Source organism: Sporosarcina sp. UB5, from assembly GCF_050859005.1.
In the GTDB taxonomy this organism is placed as follows: Bacteria; Bacillota; Bacilli; order Bacillales_A; family Planococcaceae; genus Sporosarcina.
This window is the reverse complement of sequence record NZ_CP125984.1, coordinates 881,991-899,358: the sequence shown is the minus strand read 5'-3', so window position 1 is coordinate 899,358 and position 17,368 is coordinate 881,991. Positions and strand designations below refer to the sequence as shown.

General features: G+C 46.9%; 13 protein-coding genes and 1 riboswitch. Of the genes, 8 read left to right on the top strand and 5 right to left on the bottom strand.

The genetic code is table 11. The annotated features are described in order from the left end of the window. Positions 1 to 116: 116 nt before the first annotated feature. Complete coding sequence (gene metH / locus QM454_RS04820) at positions 117 to 3,554, bottom strand: methionine synthase (RefSeq protein ID WP_432362270.1); 3,438 nt, start codon at positions 3,552 to 3,554, stop codon at positions 117 to 119. After that, positions 3,547 to 5,394 (bottom strand): bifunctional homocysteine S-methyltransferase/methylenetetrahydrofolate reductase, encoded by a 1,848-nt coding sequence (locus QM454_RS04815; protein WP_432362267.1) that lies wholly within the window; start codon positions 5,392 to 5,394, stop codon positions 3,547 to 3,549. The genes metH and QM454_RS04815 overlap by 8 nt, the downstream gene beginning before the upstream one ends. Positions 5,395 to 5,535: 141 nt before the next feature. Beyond that, positions 5,536 to 5,642: riboswitch (SAM riboswitch) on the bottom strand. A gap of 114 nt (positions 5,643 to 5,756) precedes the next feature. Here QM454_RS04815 and QM454_RS04810 point away from each other — a divergent pair. Further along, positions 5,757 to 5,942 (top strand): histidine kinase, encoded by a 186-nt coding sequence (locus tag QM454_RS04810; RefSeq protein ID WP_432362264.1) that lies wholly within the window; start codon positions 5,757 to 5,759, stop codon positions 5,940 to 5,942. Between the two features lie 51 nt (positions 5,943 to 5,993). On the opposite strand, the gene QM454_RS04805 is transcribed toward QM454_RS04810, so the two are convergent. Then, positions 5,994 to 6,203, bottom strand: a complete 210-nt coding sequence (locus QM454_RS04805) for a hypothetical protein (RefSeq protein WP_432362261.1) — start codon at positions 6,201 to 6,203, stop codon at positions 5,994 to 5,996. Between the two features lie 44 nt (positions 6,204 to 6,247). On the opposite strand from QM454_RS04805, the gene QM454_RS04800 reads away from it, so the two are divergent. Continuing rightward, positions 6,248 to 7,426, top strand: coding sequence for an IS256 family transposase (locus QM454_RS04800; RefSeq protein WP_432357191.1), 1,179 nt, complete (start codon positions 6,248 to 6,250; stop codon positions 7,424 to 7,426). A gap of 100 nt (positions 7,427 to 7,526) precedes the next feature. Here QM454_RS04800 and QM454_RS04795 read toward each other — a convergent pair whose 3' ends face one another. Continuing rightward, entirely contained in the window at positions 7,527 to 7,943 is a 417-nt protein-coding gene (locus QM454_RS04795) for a hypothetical protein (RefSeq protein ID WP_432362258.1), read from the bottom strand. 99 nt (positions 7,944 to 8,042) lie between these two features. On the opposite strand from QM454_RS04795, the gene QM454_RS04790 reads away from it, so the two are divergent. Together QM454_RS04790 and QM454_RS04785 are read left to right on the top strand one after the other, a co-directional pair. Then, positions 8,043 to 8,639, top strand: a complete 597-nt coding sequence (locus tag QM454_RS04790; RefSeq protein ID WP_432362255.1) for a biotin transporter BioY — start codon at positions 8,043 to 8,045, stop codon at positions 8,637 to 8,639. A 144-nt stretch (positions 8,640 to 8,783) separates the two neighbouring features. Further along, positions 8,784 to 10,460 carry a hypothetical protein gene (locus QM454_RS04785; RefSeq protein WP_432362252.1) on the top strand — a complete coding sequence of 559 codons (1,677 nt, stop codon included), beginning with the start codon at positions 8,784 to 8,786 and terminating at the stop codon, positions 10,458 to 10,460. Between the two features lie 63 nt (positions 10,461 to 10,523). Here QM454_RS04785 and QM454_RS04780 read toward each other — a convergent pair whose 3' ends face one another. After that, positions 10,524 to 12,050 carry an AbgT family transporter gene (locus QM454_RS04780; RefSeq protein WP_432362250.1) on the bottom strand — a complete coding sequence of 509 codons (1,527 nt, stop codon included), beginning with the start codon at positions 12,048 to 12,050 and terminating at the stop codon, positions 10,524 to 10,526. 517 nt (positions 12,051 to 12,567) lie between these two features. Between QM454_RS04780 and QM454_RS04775 the strand changes: the two genes are divergently transcribed. The 4 genes from QM454_RS04775 (at position 12,568) to clpC (ending at position 17,322) form a co-directional block, all read left to right on the top strand. Further along, positions 12,568 to 13,038 carry a CtsR family transcriptional regulator gene (locus QM454_RS04775; RefSeq protein WP_432362248.1) on the top strand — a complete coding sequence of 157 codons (471 nt, stop codon included), beginning with the start codon at positions 12,568 to 12,570 and terminating at the stop codon, positions 13,036 to 13,038. Positions 13,039 to 13,065: 27 nt separating this feature from the next. After that, positions 13,066 to 13,632 (top strand): UvrB/UvrC motif-containing protein, encoded by a 567-nt coding sequence (locus QM454_RS04770; protein WP_432362245.1) that lies wholly within the window; start codon positions 13,066 to 13,068, stop codon positions 13,630 to 13,632. Continuing rightward, positions 13,619 to 14,701: a protein arginine kinase gene (locus QM454_RS04765; protein WP_432362242.1), complete on the top strand. Its 1,083-nt coding sequence runs from the start codon at positions 13,619 to 13,621 to the stop codon at positions 14,699 to 14,701. Before QM454_RS04770 ends, QM454_RS04765 begins: the two co-directional genes overlap by 14 nt. Positions 14,702 to 14,877: 176 nt before the next feature. Then, positions 14,878 to 17,322, top strand: coding sequence for an ATP-dependent protease ATP-binding subunit ClpC (clpC, locus tag QM454_RS04760; protein ID WP_432362239.1), 2,445 nt, complete (start codon positions 14,878 to 14,880; stop codon positions 17,320 to 17,322). Positions 17,323 to 17,368 lie beyond the last annotated feature (46 nt).

The following is a 17,368-nucleotide window of genomic DNA, read 5'->3' as shown; positions in this document are numbered from 1 at the left end:
GCGCTCAAAGCGAGCCGCCCCGCGCTCAAAGTGGTGCTCTCCGCGCTCAAAGCGGTGCCTCCCACGCCCAAACCCCAACAAAAAAAGCCGCCCCCACATAGGAGGCGACCATCTAATCAATCCACATTAAAATACCGCGCATCCGGATGCGCAAATACAATTGCCGACACCGATGCTTCTGGCTCCATCATGAATTCTTCCGTCAAATGGACGCCAATGTCCTCCGGTTTCAGCAACCCGAATAGCTTTGCTTGATCCTCCAAATTCGGACAAGCTGGATAGCCGAACGAGAAGCGCTGACCTTGGTACTTCGCCGCAAACCGGTCGCGCATCGTAAAGTCAGTCGCGTCCGGAAAGCCCCACTGATCTCGGATTTCCTGATGGACACGCTCTGCGAATCCTTCCGCCAGTTCAAGCGCTGTCGCTTGAAACGCATGGCTCTCCAAAAACTTTCCTTCCGCTTTCAACTGATTCGCAAACTCCCGCACCCCATGTCCTGCCGTCACTTGCATGAGCGCGACATAGTCCATTTCTCCGCTATCTACCGTCTTCAAATAGTCGGCGAGACAGAGGAATGGTGCCTTGCTTTGGCGAGGGAATGTAAAACGCTCGATTTCTGTCTTCGCGTCTTCCGGATTATAAATAATTACGTCGTCACCATCTGCCTGCGCGGGGAAGAATTGATACAAACCGGAAGCGGACAAATTGCCGGATTCCAAGAAGCCGGTTACCATTTCGTGAAGCTGCACCGCGCGCTCCTCGCCATCTGCAAGCATTTTGTCGACATTGCCACGCAACCCTAAATGGTGCCCGATCAGCGTCCGCATATTGACGTACGGATACAAATGCGAAACGGAATAATCCCGTAAAACACGTCTGCGCAAATCCGACGGGACGAACACGGGCGCATCTTCCCGAACTGTCTTCACCGGCCTCGGCAACACGGCAACCGCCGTATCCCGCGCCGCTCGAATCGCCTCCGCCTCAAGACGCTTTTCCTGCTTTTCCACGAGTTCATTCAGTAAAGCCTCTTTGTCGCCGCCTTGCAAACGGTTCGCAAGCTCAAGCCCTTGCATCGCGTCCTTCGCATAGATGACCGGCCCGTCGTATTCCGGTGCAATTTTTGTCTCCGTAAATCTACGTGTCAACGCAGCGCCGCCGACCATGACAGGCGTATCGATGCCAGCCGACTTGAAATCCTGGGCAGTAATCACCATTTGCTGCGCTGACTTTACGAGCAATCCGGAGAGCCCGATAATATCAGGTTTCTCCTTCCGGATGACATCAATTAACGTCGCTGGCGTCACTTTAATACCGATGTCGATAACGCGGTACCCATTATTGCTCAATATAATGTCGACGAGATTTTTCCCAATATCATGAACGTCGCCTTTAACTGTCGCCAACACAATTTTCCCTTTTCCGGAATCATCCTCTTTCTTCTCCATGAACTGCTCAAGAAATGAAACCGACGCCTTCATCACTTCCGCACTTTGCAACACTTCCGCGACGATTAACTGATTATCATTAAACAGGCGGCCAACTTCCGACATTCCTTCCATTAACGGTCCGTTAATAATATCGAGCGGCGTATCATACATTTCGAGCGCTGCTTCCAGGTCAGGAATTAGCCCTTCTTTCGTCCCTTCGACGACATAATACGCGAGCCGTTCAGGAACCGTCTTTGGAATATCGTCCTCAGTTTTCTCCTTCTTCTTATCCCGGTAAAAATCAGTGAAGTCAGCAAGCGTCTGATCCGTAGTCGAGAATAGAAGATCGTTCGCAAGTTTTATTTCATTGTCCGGAATCGAAGCGTACCGTTCCAACTTCTCCGTATTGACAATCGCGTAATCGAGTCCCGCCTGGGTGCAATGATATAAATACACCGCGTTCAGTACTTCGCGACCGACAGGGGGAAGCCCGAAAGACACATTACTCACACCGAGCGTCGTCAAGCAACGCGGCATTTTTTCTTTGATCAGCCGGATGCCTTCAATCGTTTCGACCGCAGACCCGATGTATTGCGCATCTCCTGTTCCAACAGGGAAGACGAGCGGATCGAAAATGATGTCTTCAGGAGCAATTCCCCATTTGTTTACGAGTAAATCATAGGATCGTTCAGCGATTTCGAGCTTCCGTTCACGCGTTACCGCCATTCCGGTTTCATCAATCGTCCCAACGACGACCGCTGCACCGAATTTCTTCACAAGAGGGAGTACCGCGTCGAATCGTTCCTCGCCGTCCTCCAAATTAATGGAGTTTATGATCGCTTTTCCTTGAGAAAATTTTAGCGCCTCTTCGATAACCTTTTCATCCGTCGAATCAATAACGAGAGGCACTTTCACCTTTTTAACGACTTCCTGCATGAAGTTCTTCATGTCTTCAAGCTCGTCCCGATCAGGGTTTGCAAGACAAATATCTAATACATGAGCACCGCCACGCACTTGGGCGCGTGCAATCTCGGCAGCCTCCTCAAATTTTTCTTCGACAATCAACCGCTTAAATTTCCTTGAACCGATAACATTCGTCCGCTCGCCGACCAATAGTGGCCGCATCGCTGGATCATACAATAACGGTTCAATGCCTGAAACAGCGTGGACATGATCGTTTTCCGGCAACTTCCGCGGCGAGAGCCCGTCAACTGCTTCACGAAGCACGCGTATATGATCAGGCGTCGTTCCGCAACAGCCACCGACCATATTTAGCCAACCTTTTTCAGCAAATCCTTTCAGCTTCAACGATAAAGATTCCGGCGACTCATGGTAATGGCCTTCCTCGTCTGGTAATCCGGCATTCGGATAGCACGTGACGAAGCTCGTTGCAAGATCCGAAAGCGAGCGCAAATGATCGGTCATGAATTCCGGACCTGTTGCACAGTTCAATCCGACGGAAAGCGGCTTAATATGTTCAATTGAAATATAAAACGCTTCGATACTTTGACCGGCTAGCGTCGTTCCCATCGGCTCAATCGTTCCTGAAATCATGACAGGCAACTCGATACCTGTTTCGTCGAAAGCTCGCTTAATCCCAATCGTTCCCGCTTTCACATTGAGCATGTCTTGGCTCGTTTCCATTAATAAAAGATCAGCGCCACCTTCAATTAATGCTTTCGCTTGAACGTAGAAATCATCGGAAAGCTGATCGAATGTAATTCCCCCTGTGACGGAAAGTGTCTTCGTTGTTGGTCCGATTGCACCGGCGACGTAACGCGGCCACTCTGGTGTCGAGTAGTCGGCTGCACACTTTTTCGCGATTTCCACAGCTCTTTTATTAATTTCAGAAGTCCGGTGTCCGAGACTGAATTCGTCCAGTACGAGGGGGGTGCCCCCGAATGTGTTCGTGCAGATGATATCCGCTCCCGCCTCCAAATAGGCCCGGTGGATTCGATCTAAAATATCTGGCCGAAGAATGTTCAAGTATTCATTGCACCCTTCATATTCCTCTCCTCCGAAATCATCTTCTGAGAGGTCTTCCGCTTGCAGCATTGTACCCATCGCACCATCTATGATGAGGATTCTGTTTTCTAGTTGTTGTTCGATTGGATGTTTAGGCATGGACGATACTCCTCTCCTTCTTCGCGTCGAGCTCTCTTATATGGCTGATCAGTTCCAACGACATGTCGTAGCGGAGGAACGGTGTAATGATATAAATGCCGTTGAACAGTTCAGCGGCTGTGTCGATTAGTTCTTTGGCGATGTTAATGCCTTCTTCGGTCGCCATTTCGCGGTCATCTCCGCAGGCGCGCATTCGGTCAAGCACTTCTTCAGATAGCTTAATGCCAGGCACTTCATGATGCAGGAATTCAGCATTTCGAATGTTCGTGAGCGGCATAATGCCGATAAAGATTGGCGTATCCAAATGCTTTGTCGCTTCGTACATGTCGACAATTTTCTCCTTCGTATAAACGGGCTGTGTAATGAAATAATCCGCCCCGCATTCAATTTTCTTCTCAAGTCGCTGGACAGCGCGGTCGAGGACGCGGACATTCGGATTAAATGCAGCTGCAACTGAGAACTTTGCTTTTTTACGTAGCGGCTTGCCTGTAAAGGAAATTCCTTCGTTCAACTGTTTAATGAGCTGCAACAGCTCCATGCTAGAAACGTCATAAACGCTCGTCGCGCCAGGAAAGTCGCCTACTTTCGTCGGGTCTCCTGTGACGGCGAGGATATCATGCATTCCAAGCGCATCGAGTCCCATCAAATGGGATTGCAGCCCGATTAAGTTATGATCACGGCACGTTAAATGAACGAGCGGACGGATATGATGCTCATGCTTCAACATTGACCCGATCGCCATATTGCTAATGCGCGGGGAAGCGAGAGAATTGTCCGCCAATGTAACGGCATCAACACCTGCTCTATGCAATTCGTTCGCGCCTACGAAATATTGCTCGGTCTCCAAATGACGCGGCGTGTCGAGTTCGACAATAATCGTCCGTTCTGTCTTCGCCTTGATGTGCAACGGTTCTTGCTTTGCCGGCTCCGCTTCACGAATGACAATCGGCTTTTCAGGCGTGACGACTTTTTTCGTCACCGGCGGCAGTCCACTTAACTGCTTTTTCGCTGCAGCGATATGCTTCGGTGTCGTTCCGCAACATCCACCGATGAGACGGACGCCCTCTTCGCGGAGAAGCGCAGCCGCGCGTCCGAAATAATCAGCTTCAGACGCATAAACGATCCGGCCATCCTCGACATCGAGCAAGCTCGCATTTGGAGCTGCTGACAAAAATGCTCGCTCCGGAATCGTCACTTTTTCGAATGCTTGAATCGTATGGAAAGGACCTAACCGGCAATTAACGCCGACAATATCCGCACCGAGCGATTCGAGCTGATGAAGGGCGTCGTTCAGATTCATTCCATTTTGTAAGACACCGGGCTCATCCATCGCGACTTGTGCAATAAGCGGCACATCTGTTAGCTTTCGTAGCTCGGTAACGACCGTCGATAACTCTTCAAAATCATAATATGTTTCGAGCAATAGGCCATCTGGATCACCGGAAAGCAAAGCGTCCGCCTGTTCACGTACCATCGTCAAAACTTCTGCTAGTGACGCGTCACTTTTTCGGATGCCCCGAATCCCTCCGATTGTCCCGAGTACAAATTGTTTGCCCGGTGCAGCGGTGCGCTTCGCAATACGAATCGCCGCCTCGTTGAATTCTTTCACCCGGTGCTCCATCCCATAACGGGCAAGCTTGAGAGAATTGGCGCCATATGTATTCGTCTGGATAATATCCGCCCCGGCATCAATATATTCGCGGTGGATCTTCTCGATAATGTCAGGCTTCTCAACGTTTAATTCCTCATAGCAAAAATCAATTCCATATGAATAGAGCAGCGTCCCCATCGCACCATCCGCGACTAGCACATTATCTTTCAACTGTTCAAGCAATCTCATTAGAATTCATCCTTTCATCATTCGATATTCCGGTGAAAACCAGCATAACTTCGTTCTTTATCCGAAAAATTTAGACTGTGATGAAAAATAAAAAAGCCTTCGCTGAAAAAAAGAAGGCTTTTACAGCGAAGACTCGCTTCCTTCTCATCTACCAGGCCGATAGCGACCTGCTGGAATTAGCACCTTACCGAAAACGGCTGGTTGCTGAAGCTTCGACGGGCCAGTCCCTCAGCTTCTCTTGATAAGAATTGATTATGCAGTTGTTTGAATAATTTAACACATCATAACGTTTAATGTTGGATACGTCAATAGCTGAATTGTGATAGAATTGGCATATGAACAAAAAGTAGAAGGTGAATTCATTGAGGATTTTCAAGTTTGCCGTACCAATCGCACTTCTTGTCGCAGGTGTTTCATGGTATATGCTCCATAAAAACTTTCAGGAAGTGCCCGGGACGTCTAGAGTGTGGATTACGATCGGCGCAGCCGTTCTAAGCGGAGTGATCTCCCACTTTTTATTCCCGAAAAACGAAGAAAACGAACGATAATTCGCGAAGGACTGTCAAGAAAGTGAAAAAAGACTTTCAGTGACAGTCTTTTTAAATCGCGTCCAAAGCAAGCCATGCCGCACTCAAAGCAAGCCACTCCGCGCCCAAAGTCGGCTGCTCTGCGCTCAAAGCAAGCCGCTCCGCGCCCAAAGTCGGCTGCTCTGCGCTCAAAGCAAGCCATGCCGCGCTCAAAGTCGGCTGCTCTGCGCTCAAAGCAGGTGACGTACAATAGTCTGTGTAAACGTAAAAAAGATAGGGCATCCTCAAGGTTAATCACTACAAAAACCAAGGAGGATGCACTATCTATGTCTAGTATAATCGATAATCTGTTTTCTAATCAAATGGAGGAGTTAGTCAAGCAATTTGTCCAGGATAATCTTGAAACAATTATGAAAGAGGAAATGAAAAACTTCTTCGAAGTAGAACATCCTGAGCTTAAGAATAGTAAGAATGGATATTATTCGCGCATGCTCGATACAAGATACGGCCGTATAGAAGACTTGGCAGTCCCTAGAGATCGCGAGGGACATTTCCGCACCCAGCTTTTCGACCCTTACCAAAGGCGTGAAAGGTGGCTGGGTGAAACAATCATTACGATGTACCAGAACGGATTTAGCACTCGGGAAGTTGGACAATTTATCGAAAGGATTCTGGGGAACAACTACTCAGCTACAACGATCAGTAACATCACGGACGTGGTCATGGAAGATATTTTGGAATGGCAACAACGCTCACTTCACAATAGATATTCTGTGCTTTATTTGGACGGCACCTACCTAAAGCTCCGCCGGCAAGACGTTGCAAGCGAGGTTGTATATGTCATTGTTGGAGTCAGGGACGATGGTTATAGAGAAATCGTAGATTTCTTTGTGGGTGGAAATGAAAGTGCAGTAGGCTGGAAAAACATTTTGACCAGTCTCAAAAGCCGTGGGTTAGAAGAAGTATTGCTTGGTGTTTTCGATGGATTATCTGGTCTGGAACAGGCGTTTAAAGAGGTCTATCCACTGGCAGATGTGCAGCGCTGCGTGGTTCATAAAGTGAGAAATGTTATTTCTTCTGTTCGTAAGAAGGACAAGGAGCCCATTATGACAGACTTGAAGAAAGTTTATCGGGCACTTACTAAGGAAGACGCGCTTAGGTCCTTCGAAGACTTTAGAGAAAAGTGGAAGAAAGGGTATCCGAAAGTGGTCCAATCCTGGGAAGAGGATCTTGGTGTTTTACTTACATTCATGTCTTATCCCAAAGTTATTCAAAGCCAAATCTATACAACCAATATTATCGAAAGAACTATAAAGGAAATAAAAAAACGCACCAAGACTATGAACAGTTTGCCAAGTGAAAAAGCTGTCGAAAAAATAGTCTATTTAGTCGCGCAAGACTACAACGAAAAATGGGGTAAAAGGATGAGTTCTGAATTTGCTTCGGCTCATACTGCCTTAATGGAGATGTTTAGTGATCGGTATGGCAACGGTAATATTAATTAAAACTTTATAGGTTGATCTTAAGGATGCTTGTACGTAGACCGCAGATTTGACATGGAGCCTCTGCGGACATGTGAACAGGCCATGATACCAGCTATAGTAATTAGCTGGCCTCGCCTGCCAAGGCTAACATGTCCGCCCCTCCAAGTAAAATCTGCTTAACAGTCTGCGTTGTACTTACACATACTTCTTGACGGTACCTCAAAGCAAGCCATGCCGCGCTCAAAGTCGGCTGCTCTGCGCTCAAAGCAAGCCGCCCCGCGCTCAAAGTCGGCTGCTCTGCGCTCAAAGCAAGCCATGCCGCGCTCAAAGTCGGCTGCTCTGCGCTCAAAGCAAGCCATGCCGCGCTCAAAGTCGGCTGCTCTGCGCTCAAAGCAAGCCACTCCGCGCCCAAAGTCGGCTGCTCTGCGCTCAAAGCAAGCCATGCCGCGCTCAAAGTCGGCTGCTCTGCGCTCAAAGCAAGCCGCCCCGCGCTCAAAGTCGGCCGCTCCGCGCCCAAAGTAAGCCACTCCGCGTCCAAAGCAAGCTCACCCGTTAGTTAACTTAAAATAAAAATAGGTTGACACAACTTGAGTTAACTTTTATTCTATTGAAGATAACTTAAATTATGAGGTGGATTATGACAACAGCTTCAGTGAAAACGAAAAGCGGGATGAGTGCGCTCAGTCTCGTCTATTGTGGGATGTTTGCTGCATTAATGATGATCGGGGCAAATATAACGTCGTTCGTGCCGTTCCTTGTTGTAGGTGGAGTGCCGATTACGTTGCAAACGTTTTTCGCCGTATTGGCGGGACTCCTACTCGGAAGCAGGCTAGGTGCAATTTCTATGACTGTTTATATGGTCGTAGGGTTGGCGGGGGCGCCTGTTTTTGCGAAATTCCATGGGGGCTTCGGTGCAATTTTGCTTCCGACGTTTGGCTTCATCGTCTCTTTCATATTAGTTGCGTATGTAGTAGGGAAAATTGTCGAAAAGTATGGCAGTTTACGTAGCTATATTGTCGCGGGGCTTGTAGGTCTCGTCGTGAATTACGTGTTCGGAACGAATTGGATGTATGCCGCTTTTAAGCTATGGTCCGCAGCGCCTGAAGCATTTAGCTATGCGGTCGCTTGGGCGTGGATGGTGCCGCCTCTTCCGAAAGATATTCTGTTGTCGATTCTTGCTGGAATCTTTGGGCACAGAATGTACAGAGTGTTAAAGGTAAGGCGTGCGCATTAATTTCATACAGAAAACTAGGCTATCTGCAATGTGACGATACTTGCGGATAGCTTTTTTCATTTGTCCATGCAAAAAAATGAATCGTTTTGCGGGTTCGTCCGTATAGTAGGGGAGTGTTAATTATCTAAAGAAGAGAGTGTTCCTATGATAAATTTACTGTTATTTTCATTAGTCGCGGGTATCGTTTCTGCGATCATCATCGTACCACTTACATCCACCACGAAAGAAGGGCAGCCTAGCTTCAATCGGATTGGAGCGCTGTCTGCAACAGTTGTTCTTATGACGGCTGTCATATTCGCTTTTTATTACATGACGAATATGGACAGAAATTGGACGTCGTTATGGGCGTTGTTCCTCATCGTAACAATCGCCGGTGTTGTGCAGGCTACCGGGAAAGAGCGTAGCTTTAAAGTTCTCCTAGCTTTAGTAGCATTGGCGGGAAGTGCATTTATTCTAAGTGCACCGCTTTTCAATGCCAATCAAAAATATAAAGCCGTTGAAATGGATCAGCAAGTTGAAATAAAAGCATTCGATGAAACGAAGACGCCCGCAAGTGTTCCTCCGCAATTTGCGCGGAATAAAATGAAAAAAGCATTCGGGCAAGTGCCAAACACGAGTTATTACGAGCTTGGTAACTTGCAGATTCAAAAAGTAAACGACAAATTCGTCTACATCGCGCCTGTCGAGTTTTCGGGCTTCTTCAGATGGTTGAACGGGAAGACGACACCTGGCTATTTCACGATGAGTGCGACCGATTCAGCCGACAATCCGAAATTCGTGAAGGCTGAAATGGTGTATACGCCTTCCTCCTACTTCCACAAACAAGTCGAGCGACATATGCGAATGGAACTGCCGGATCTCATCTTTTACGGCGATGTGCAGCTTGAAATCGATGATGACGGAAAGCCGCATTATATTCGTTCCTACGGAAACTTCATTACAGCGAGAAATGGTTTCGATGTCCAAGGGATCGTTATGGTCGATCCGGCTACGGGGGAAGTGAATCAGTATCCACTTTCGGAAGTCCCTGCATTTATCGATGGTGCAGTTTCACCTGAAGCAGTCAGTCTGCAAAACAGTTATTTCGGTAAATACGTTCACGGATTCTGGAATTCAATTGTCGGGAAGAAAGATGTGAAACTGCCGTCTGATGAAGGGACGGAAGCAAATGTTAGCCCGATATTTGACGAAAACGGGCATATGTATTATTTCACTGATTTCACAAGCCCGAAAGAAGGGGTCGACTCGATGCTCGGGTATGCATTGACCGATGGCCGCACGGGTGAGGCGACTTACTATACTGGCAATCTGGAAGAGTCGTATATGGATTCACAAGGCGCCCTTCAGATTATCGAGAAGAAATTCATCGAGAAGAGATGGACCGGGGAAATGCCGGTGCTTTATAACTTTTACGGAGAAGCAAGCTGGTTAACACCGGTTCTTGACTCAAACGGCTTCCTCCAAAACTATTTCATCGTATCAGCGGCGAACCCGGAAATTTCCGTATTCGCCAATTCGCCGAACGAAGCATTGCGATTATATAAAACGGTGTTACAACGCGGTGGCAGCACTGTCGACGGCAGCTCAAACGCTGTAGAAGGTAAAACCGCGGCAGCCGTCGTGCGTGTCTACAAAGAACGCGCCGATGATTTCACAATCGTTTCCATCCTTGCAGATGACGGCCGGAACTATATCGTATCGACCGAAGCCGTTCCATTGGCAATTTACATCGAGGAAGGCGATCGCCTAGCACTCACTTATTACGAAACAGGCGAGCTATTCCTACCGGTAAAGGAAATGAAGAACCTTACAATTGAATAAAATTAAGGCAGCCTCGAAATATTGAGGCTGCTTTTTTATGGACAGTTATGAAATGAACATCTTTTATTTATTCAAAAATAGTTCGCCTTGAGGTCCTAATGGGATACCGAGTAAGTACCAGACTGCGAATAGGATGATCCACATAATTGCGAATGCGATCGAGTATGGTAAAAGTGAGGTCATGAATGTCCCAATTCCGATTTTCGGATCGTACTTTTTTGCAAACGTCAGAACGATGGCGAAGTATGCAAGCATTGGTGTAATTGGATTCGTGATGGAATCACCGATACGGTAGGCGGCTTGCGTCAAGGCCGGATTATATCCCATGATCATGAACATCGGTACGAAAACAGGCGCGAGAATCGCCCATTTTGCGGACGCGCTTGCAACTAGGAAGTTAATAAGAGCAGCGACGATGATGAAACCGATGAACAGAGGGAGACCTTGCAATCCTAATGTTTCTAGCAACTCAGCCCCTTTAATAGCTACGATCGGACCAAGATTGCTCCAATTGAAGTATGCAATCATCTGTGCTGCTGCGAAAGAGATAACGATATACATGCCCATGCTGGACATCGCCTTCGCCAAATGATCCGCGAAGTCTTTTGAGTCGTTAAGTGACTTGACGATTTTTCCGTAAATAATGGATGGTACAAGGAAAAGGATCATCATTAAAGGAACAAGGCTATCCATCAATGGCGAGGTCGTTAAACTTCCCGTTTCAGGATGGCGGAAAAGCCCATTTGCAGGAATTGAAAGAGCTAATACAATACCGATAATGAGAGCAACTGACAGTGCAGCCCATCGAAGCCCTTTCTTCTCTAAGGATGAAACTTCTTCTAATTTTTCAGTCGCCCCTTCATACTTGCCAAGTCGCGGTTCAACAATTTTAGTTGTGACAAGAACTGCAACAGGCACTAAAACTAATGTGGATACCGCTAAAAAGTAGTAGTTCATCCCGGGATTACCTGAATACGTTGGATCATAAATATGTGCACCGATTTCAGTGAATCCGTATATGAGAGGATCCAATACATTAATAATAAGGTTTGCTGAAAATCCACCTGCGACAGATGCATAGGCGGCTGCAAGCCCGGCGATTGGATGCCGGCCGAGCGCGATGAAAATCATTGCGACGATGGGTGGCAAAACGACCATAGCCGCGTCAGCAGCAGCATTCCCTAAAATTGCGACAAGCACAATTGTCGGCAAAATAATTTTCTTAGGAGCGTTCAAAATAGTCGTCTTCATCACTGTTGCAATTAAACCAGTTGACTCTGCCAACCCTACACCGAACATGACAACAAGGACGAGGCCGAGGGGTGGAAAGCTCGTAAAGTTTTTCACTAAATTAGACAAAATCATTATGAGGCCTTCACCGTTCAGCAAATTGACGACTTTCACCTCTTGGCCTGTACCGGGATTAATAGCTGATGTACCAAGTGCGCCGAAAATCGCTGAACAAACTAAAATAAGTGCGGCAATGTAAACAAACAACATTACGGGGTCAGGCAATTTGTTTCCGTATTTCTCGATAAAGTCTAGAAATCTGTTGAACAACCCTTTATTGCGTATTTTAGCCGAATTCATTCTCCCATTCCTCCTTCATATAACTCTTCTACACTGTAACGTATTAAAGAATATTGGACAATATGATTATATTCCGATTAATTAAATAGATGTTGTTTTGTTAATAATTCGAGCTTAACTTAATGAAATTCGACAAAAAACTAGCCTATAAGCAAGAGACTTTGTGTGTGTACCCAGGCCTGTTTTTGGGAATCGTGAAAAGAACTGATGAATAAAGACAAATTTATTATTGGAATGTACTCTTCAACTTCTTGTTCAGCAGTTGCTTGGAGTGAAAGCACGAAGACTCCTGCGGGAAAAGCGTCAGGTGAAGACCCCGCAGGGAGCGAAGAATGAGCGGACGAGGAGGCTGAGGCGACGCCCGCGGAAAGCGAAGTGCTGAAACGGAAAGTAACTGCCCCTGTGTCATGGAGGGGTAAATTGCATTTCAATTGCACGCAAGATGTATTTTCATGTACAATTAAGTCAAAGATAGTCAAAGTCAATGACTTAGCACCGGAAGAAAAGAGGTGACATCATGCGGAATATTTCTGACATTATTGAAGGGTATTTAAAGGCGATTATCGAAAAAGAAGATAGCGGGACTGTAGAAATCAAACGGAGTGAAGTGGCGGAAAAATTTCAATGTGTACCATCTCAAATAAACTATGTCATTAACACCCGTTTTACTGTAGAACGTGGATATGCCGTCGAATCAAAACGCGGAGGCGGCGGGTATATCCGAATTTATCGTGTCCAGACAAATTCGCATAAGGAATTAATTGAGCATATTTTAGAAGGAATTCAACAAGGCGCAACGTTTGCGATGGCTGAAGGGATTATCTACAGGCTGTTGAATGAAGAAGTTATTTCGGAGCGGGAGTCGAGGCTAATTTTAGCTGCAGTAGACAGGACGACACTCCAACACCCGTTGCCGGAGCGTGATCTCATACGGGCACGGATTTTACAAGCAATGCTCACGACGCTCATCTATAGGCAACTTCAATAGAACTTGACGAATGCGAGGTGGCAGAATATGCAATGCGATAATTGCAAAGAACGGCCAGCTTCCGTGATCTTCACGCAAGAAGGCATGGGCGGGTCGATGGAACGTCATCTATGTGAAAAATGTGCGTTTCAAAAACAAATATTTCAATTCGATCCGAATCAGGAGCCGTTGTCAATCCAACAATTCCTTTCACATTGGTTCGGAGGAAGTGAATCGGTACAGCCTTATCAGCAGTCAAGGGATAGCGTGCTAGACCGATACACTTGTCCAGACTGCCAATTGACGTTCAGGAAATTCCTCGATGTCGGCAAATTCGGTTGCCCGACGTGTTACGACACGTTTAGGGAACATCTGCCACGTATTTTCAGCAAGCTCCATAATGGGCATACGACGCACGTTGGGAAAATACCATTCTCCTTCAACGAACAATTTGCTGTGAAAAAGAAAATCGAGGAAATTCGATTGAAAATGCAAGAAGCGATTGAGACGGAACGTTTTGAGGATGCCGCATCGTTGAGGGATGAGGCGAAGGCGCTGAAAGAACGTTTGGCAGAATGCGGCGATGGAGGTGCAGGCAGCGATGTCAATCAATAACTTCATGAAAGGTGCCGTTACGGGTTGGATGACGTCACATGGGGAGCATTCGGACATCGTCATGTCGACGAGAATTCGCTTAGCCCGAAATTTAAGGGGGTACCGATTTCCGATTGCATTCACAGCTGAAGAGGCGAAAGAGGTTGACTCACAAGTTTCGGCTGCTGTGCTAACATCCGACGAAAAAGGGTATGCCTATATGAAGATGTCGGAACTACCTGCACTAGAAAGACATGTGCTCGTCGAGAAACATCTCGTTAGTCCGCAATTAATAGACGTAAAGCGGCACGGAGCGGTTATCCTGTCGGAAGACGAGACGTTAAGCATTATGGTGAACGAAGAGGATCATATTCGAGTTCAGTGCATTTATCCGGGGTTCCAGCTCGAAAATGCATATGAGCATGCGGATTCTGTCGATAACTATTTGGAGAATAAACTTCCATATGCTTTCGACGAGGATTTCGGTTATTTGACGAGTTGTCCATCAAATACAGGCACAGGCATGCGGGCATCGGTCATGATGCATTTGCCTGCATTGACTATTACGAAGCAAATTGAGCGCATCATTCCAGCTATTGCGCGACTTGGGATGATTGTCAGAGGTAGCTACGGAGAGGGAAGCGAGGCGCCGGGTAATATTTATCAAGTTTCGAACCAGACGACTTTGGGCAAGCCAGAGAAGGAGATCCTTTCCGATTTGAAAAATGTAGCGCTTCGGCTAATTGCTCATGAAAGACGTTCACGCGAAATTCTCCTATCCAAATCGCGTGTCGCTTTAGAAAATAAGCTTTTCCGCTCGCTCGGCATTATTACGTATGCAAGATTGTTACCGTCGGGAGAAGCGGCTCGTTGCTTATCGGACGTGCGTCTCGGCATTGATCTCGGAATTATTGAAGATGTGGATATGTCGATATTGAATGAGTTAATGGTTTTCATGCAACCCGGTTTTCTTCAGCAATACGCTGGCTCAGAATTGACGGCGGAAGAAAGGGATATTTTTAGGGCTAATCTATTCCGTGAACGACTGCGGTCGGAGCAACAACGAGGAGAACAAAATACAGAAAACTGAGCAATCCTTTTGCAAGGAATTTTTCTTTTTATTATACTTAAGTCAAAGATGGTCAAAGTCAATGCAGATGAATTGGATTGCTTTATGATTCGTAGGAATAGAGTAAGAGGAATTCCTATTCCGCACTACGATAGTGGGGACAGGATAGACGTTACTATAGAAGGAGTGGAGAGATTATGATGTTCAATCGTTTTACACAGCGAGCACAAAAAGTCCTGCAGCTTGCACAAGAGGAAGCAATTAGATTGAAACATGAATCCATCGGTACTGAACATATTTTATTAGGACTTATACGAGAAGGCGGAGGCATCGCTGCGAAAGCATTGGAAGCGATCGACGTCAGTTTCGAAACGATAGAAAAAGGGGTGGAAAGCCTCGTAGGTTCCGGATCGAAGGAAGTCGGACCGATCGTCCATTACACGCCGAGAGCGAAAAAGGTTATCGAGCTTTCTGTCGATGAATCGCGGAAGCTTGGCCATTCCTATATCGGTACGGAGCATATTCTGTTAGCGCTCATTCGTGAAGGAGAAGGCGTAGCTGCCCGCGTATTAAATAATTCGGGTGTTAGCTTGAATCGTGCGAGACAGCAAGTTCTCCAGTTGCTCGGAAGTAATGATAACGCTGTCGGTAATCAAGGAACTTCATCGTCTGCCTCTACACCGACGCTTGACAGTCTAGCTCGTGACTTAACGGAAGTAGCACGTGAAGGGACGCTTGACCCGGTTATTGGCCGTAGCAAGGAAATTACACGCGTCATTGAAGTGTTGGCGCGCCGTACAAAGAACAACCCTGTATTGATCGGCGAGCCAGGTGTCGGTAAAACGGCAATTGCGGAAGGGCTTGCGCTTCAAATCGTCAATAATGAAGTGCCTGAAATCTTGCGCGATAAACGCGTAATGACTCTTGACATGGGTACGGTCGTTGCCGGAACGAAATACCGTGGTGAATTCGAAGATCGGATGAAGAAAGTAATGGAAGAAATCCGTCAGGCGGGTAATATTATTCTATTCATTGATGAATTGCATACGCTTATCGGGGCTGGCGGTGCTGAAGGGGCAATTGATGCGTCCAACATTTTAAAACCGTCCCTTGCCCGAGGAGAATTGCAATGTATCGGTGCGACGACGCTTGATGAATACCGAAAATATATCGAAAAAGACGCTGCGCTTGAAAGACGTTTCCAACCGATTCAAGTCGATGAACCGACAGTAGAAGAAACGATCTTAATTATTAAAGGCTTACGTGACCGCTATGAAGCGCATCACCGTGTGAAAATTACGGATGAAGCGATCGATGCTGCTGCGAAAATGTCGGATCGGTACATTTCGGATCGTTTTCTGCCGGACAAAGCGATTGACTTAATTGATGAAGCGGGATCGAAAGTTCGTCTTCGTTCGTATACGACGCCTCCGAATTTGAAGGAGCTCGAAGCGAAGCTTGAGGCGATTCGCCACGAAAAGAATGCCGCGGTGCAAAGCCAGGAATTCGAAAAGGCGGCATCATTCCGCGATAAAGAGCAAAAAATGAAGGAAGAGCTCGAAAAGACGAAGGCTGAATGGAAAGAGAAGCAAGGGAAAAAGGAATCGGAAGTAACAGTGAATGACATTGCGGAAGTCGTCGCGATGTGGACAGGAATTCCGGTTGCGAAAATTGCTGAAACAGAAACCGCTAAGCTGTTGAATATGGAAGAGTTACTACATGAACGAGTCATTGGGCAGAAAGAAGCTGTAACGGCTATTTCAAGAGCGATTCGAAGAGCGCGCGCTGGATTAAAGGATCCGAAGCGTCCAATCGGTTCATTTATCTTCCTCGGACCTACGGGTGTCGGTAAGACTGAGCTTGCTAGAGCGCTTGCAGAGGCGATGTTCGGCGATGAAGATGCAATGATTCGTATCGATATGTCCGAGTATATGGAGAAGCATGCGACGTCGCGACTAGTTGGTTCGCCTCCGGGATATGTCGGATATGATGAAGGCGGACAGTTAACAGAGAAAGTCCGTAGAAAACCGTATTCAGTCGTCCTATTAGATGAGATTGAAAAGGCTCACCCGGATGTTTTCAATATTCTTCTGCAAGTGCTTGAGGATGGAAGACTAACGGATTCCAAAGGCCGTACGGTCGATTTCCGCAACACAGTCGTCATTATGACGTCCAACGTCGGAGCTGAAACGTTAAAACAGAATCGTTACGTCGGCTTTAATTTGCAAGACGGCGAACGCGACTATGAAGGTATGAAATCGACGATGCTTGATGCATTGAAAAAAGCGTTCCGTCCGGAGTTTTTAAACCGTGTCGATGAAATGATCGTCTTCCACTCGCTTGAAAAGGAGCATTTGCGAGAAATCGTTACACTCATGTCGAACGAGTTGACGAAGCGTCTTGCAGAGCAAGATATTACGCTTGAGTTGACGGATGCGGCGAAATTAAAAATCTCTGAAGAAGGATATGACCCGGATTACGGTGCACGTCCGTTGCGTCGAGCTTTGCAGAAACATGTCGAAGACCGTCTATCGGAAGAACTGTTGAGCGGAACGGTTCTGACCGGCGGCAACGTGATTGTCGATGTAGAGGATGGCAAATTCGTCGTCAAGACGGATCGAGTTGCAGTGACAGAAAATTAATATTAGGATGGCCCTCCCGTAGAGTTCGCTATCTACGCGGGTGGGC

Coding starts and splice junctions, on each gene's coding strand:
- metH (WP_432362270.1), bottom strand. CDS start 3,554: ATGCCTAAACATCCAATCGAACAACAACTAGAAAACAGAATCCTCATC.
- QM454_RS04815 (WP_432362267.1), bottom strand. CDS start 5,394: ATGAGATTGCTTGAACAGTTGAAAGATAATGTGCTAGTCGCGGATGGT.
- QM454_RS04805 (WP_432362261.1), bottom strand. CDS start 6,203: ATGCCCTATCTTTTTTACGTTTACACAGACTATTGTACGTCACCTGCT.
- QM454_RS04800 (WP_432357191.1), top strand. CDS start 6,248: ATGTCTAGTATAATCGATAATCTGTTTTCTAATCAAATGGAGGAGTTA.
- QM454_RS04790 (WP_432362255.1), top strand. CDS start 8,043: ATGACAACAGCTTCAGTGAAAACGAAAAGCGGGATGAGTGCGCTCAGT.
- QM454_RS04785 (WP_432362252.1), top strand. CDS start 8,784: ATGATAAATTTACTGTTATTTTCATTAGTCGCGGGTATCGTTTCTGCG.
- QM454_RS04780 (WP_432362250.1), bottom strand. CDS start 12,050: ATGAATTCGGCTAAAATACGCAATAAAGGGTTGTTCAACAGATTTCTA.
- QM454_RS04775 (WP_432362248.1), top strand. CDS start 12,568: ATGCGGAATATTTCTGACATTATTGAAGGGTATTTAAAGGCGATTATC.
- QM454_RS04770 (WP_432362245.1), top strand. CDS start 13,066: ATGCAATGCGATAATTGCAAAGAACGGCCAGCTTCCGTGATCTTCACG.
- QM454_RS04765 (WP_432362242.1), top strand. CDS start 13,619: ATGTCAATCAATAACTTCATGAAAGGTGCCGTTACGGGTTGGATGACG.
- clpC (WP_432362239.1), top strand. CDS start 14,878: ATGATGTTCAATCGTTTTACACAGCGAGCACAAAAAGTCCTGCAGCTT.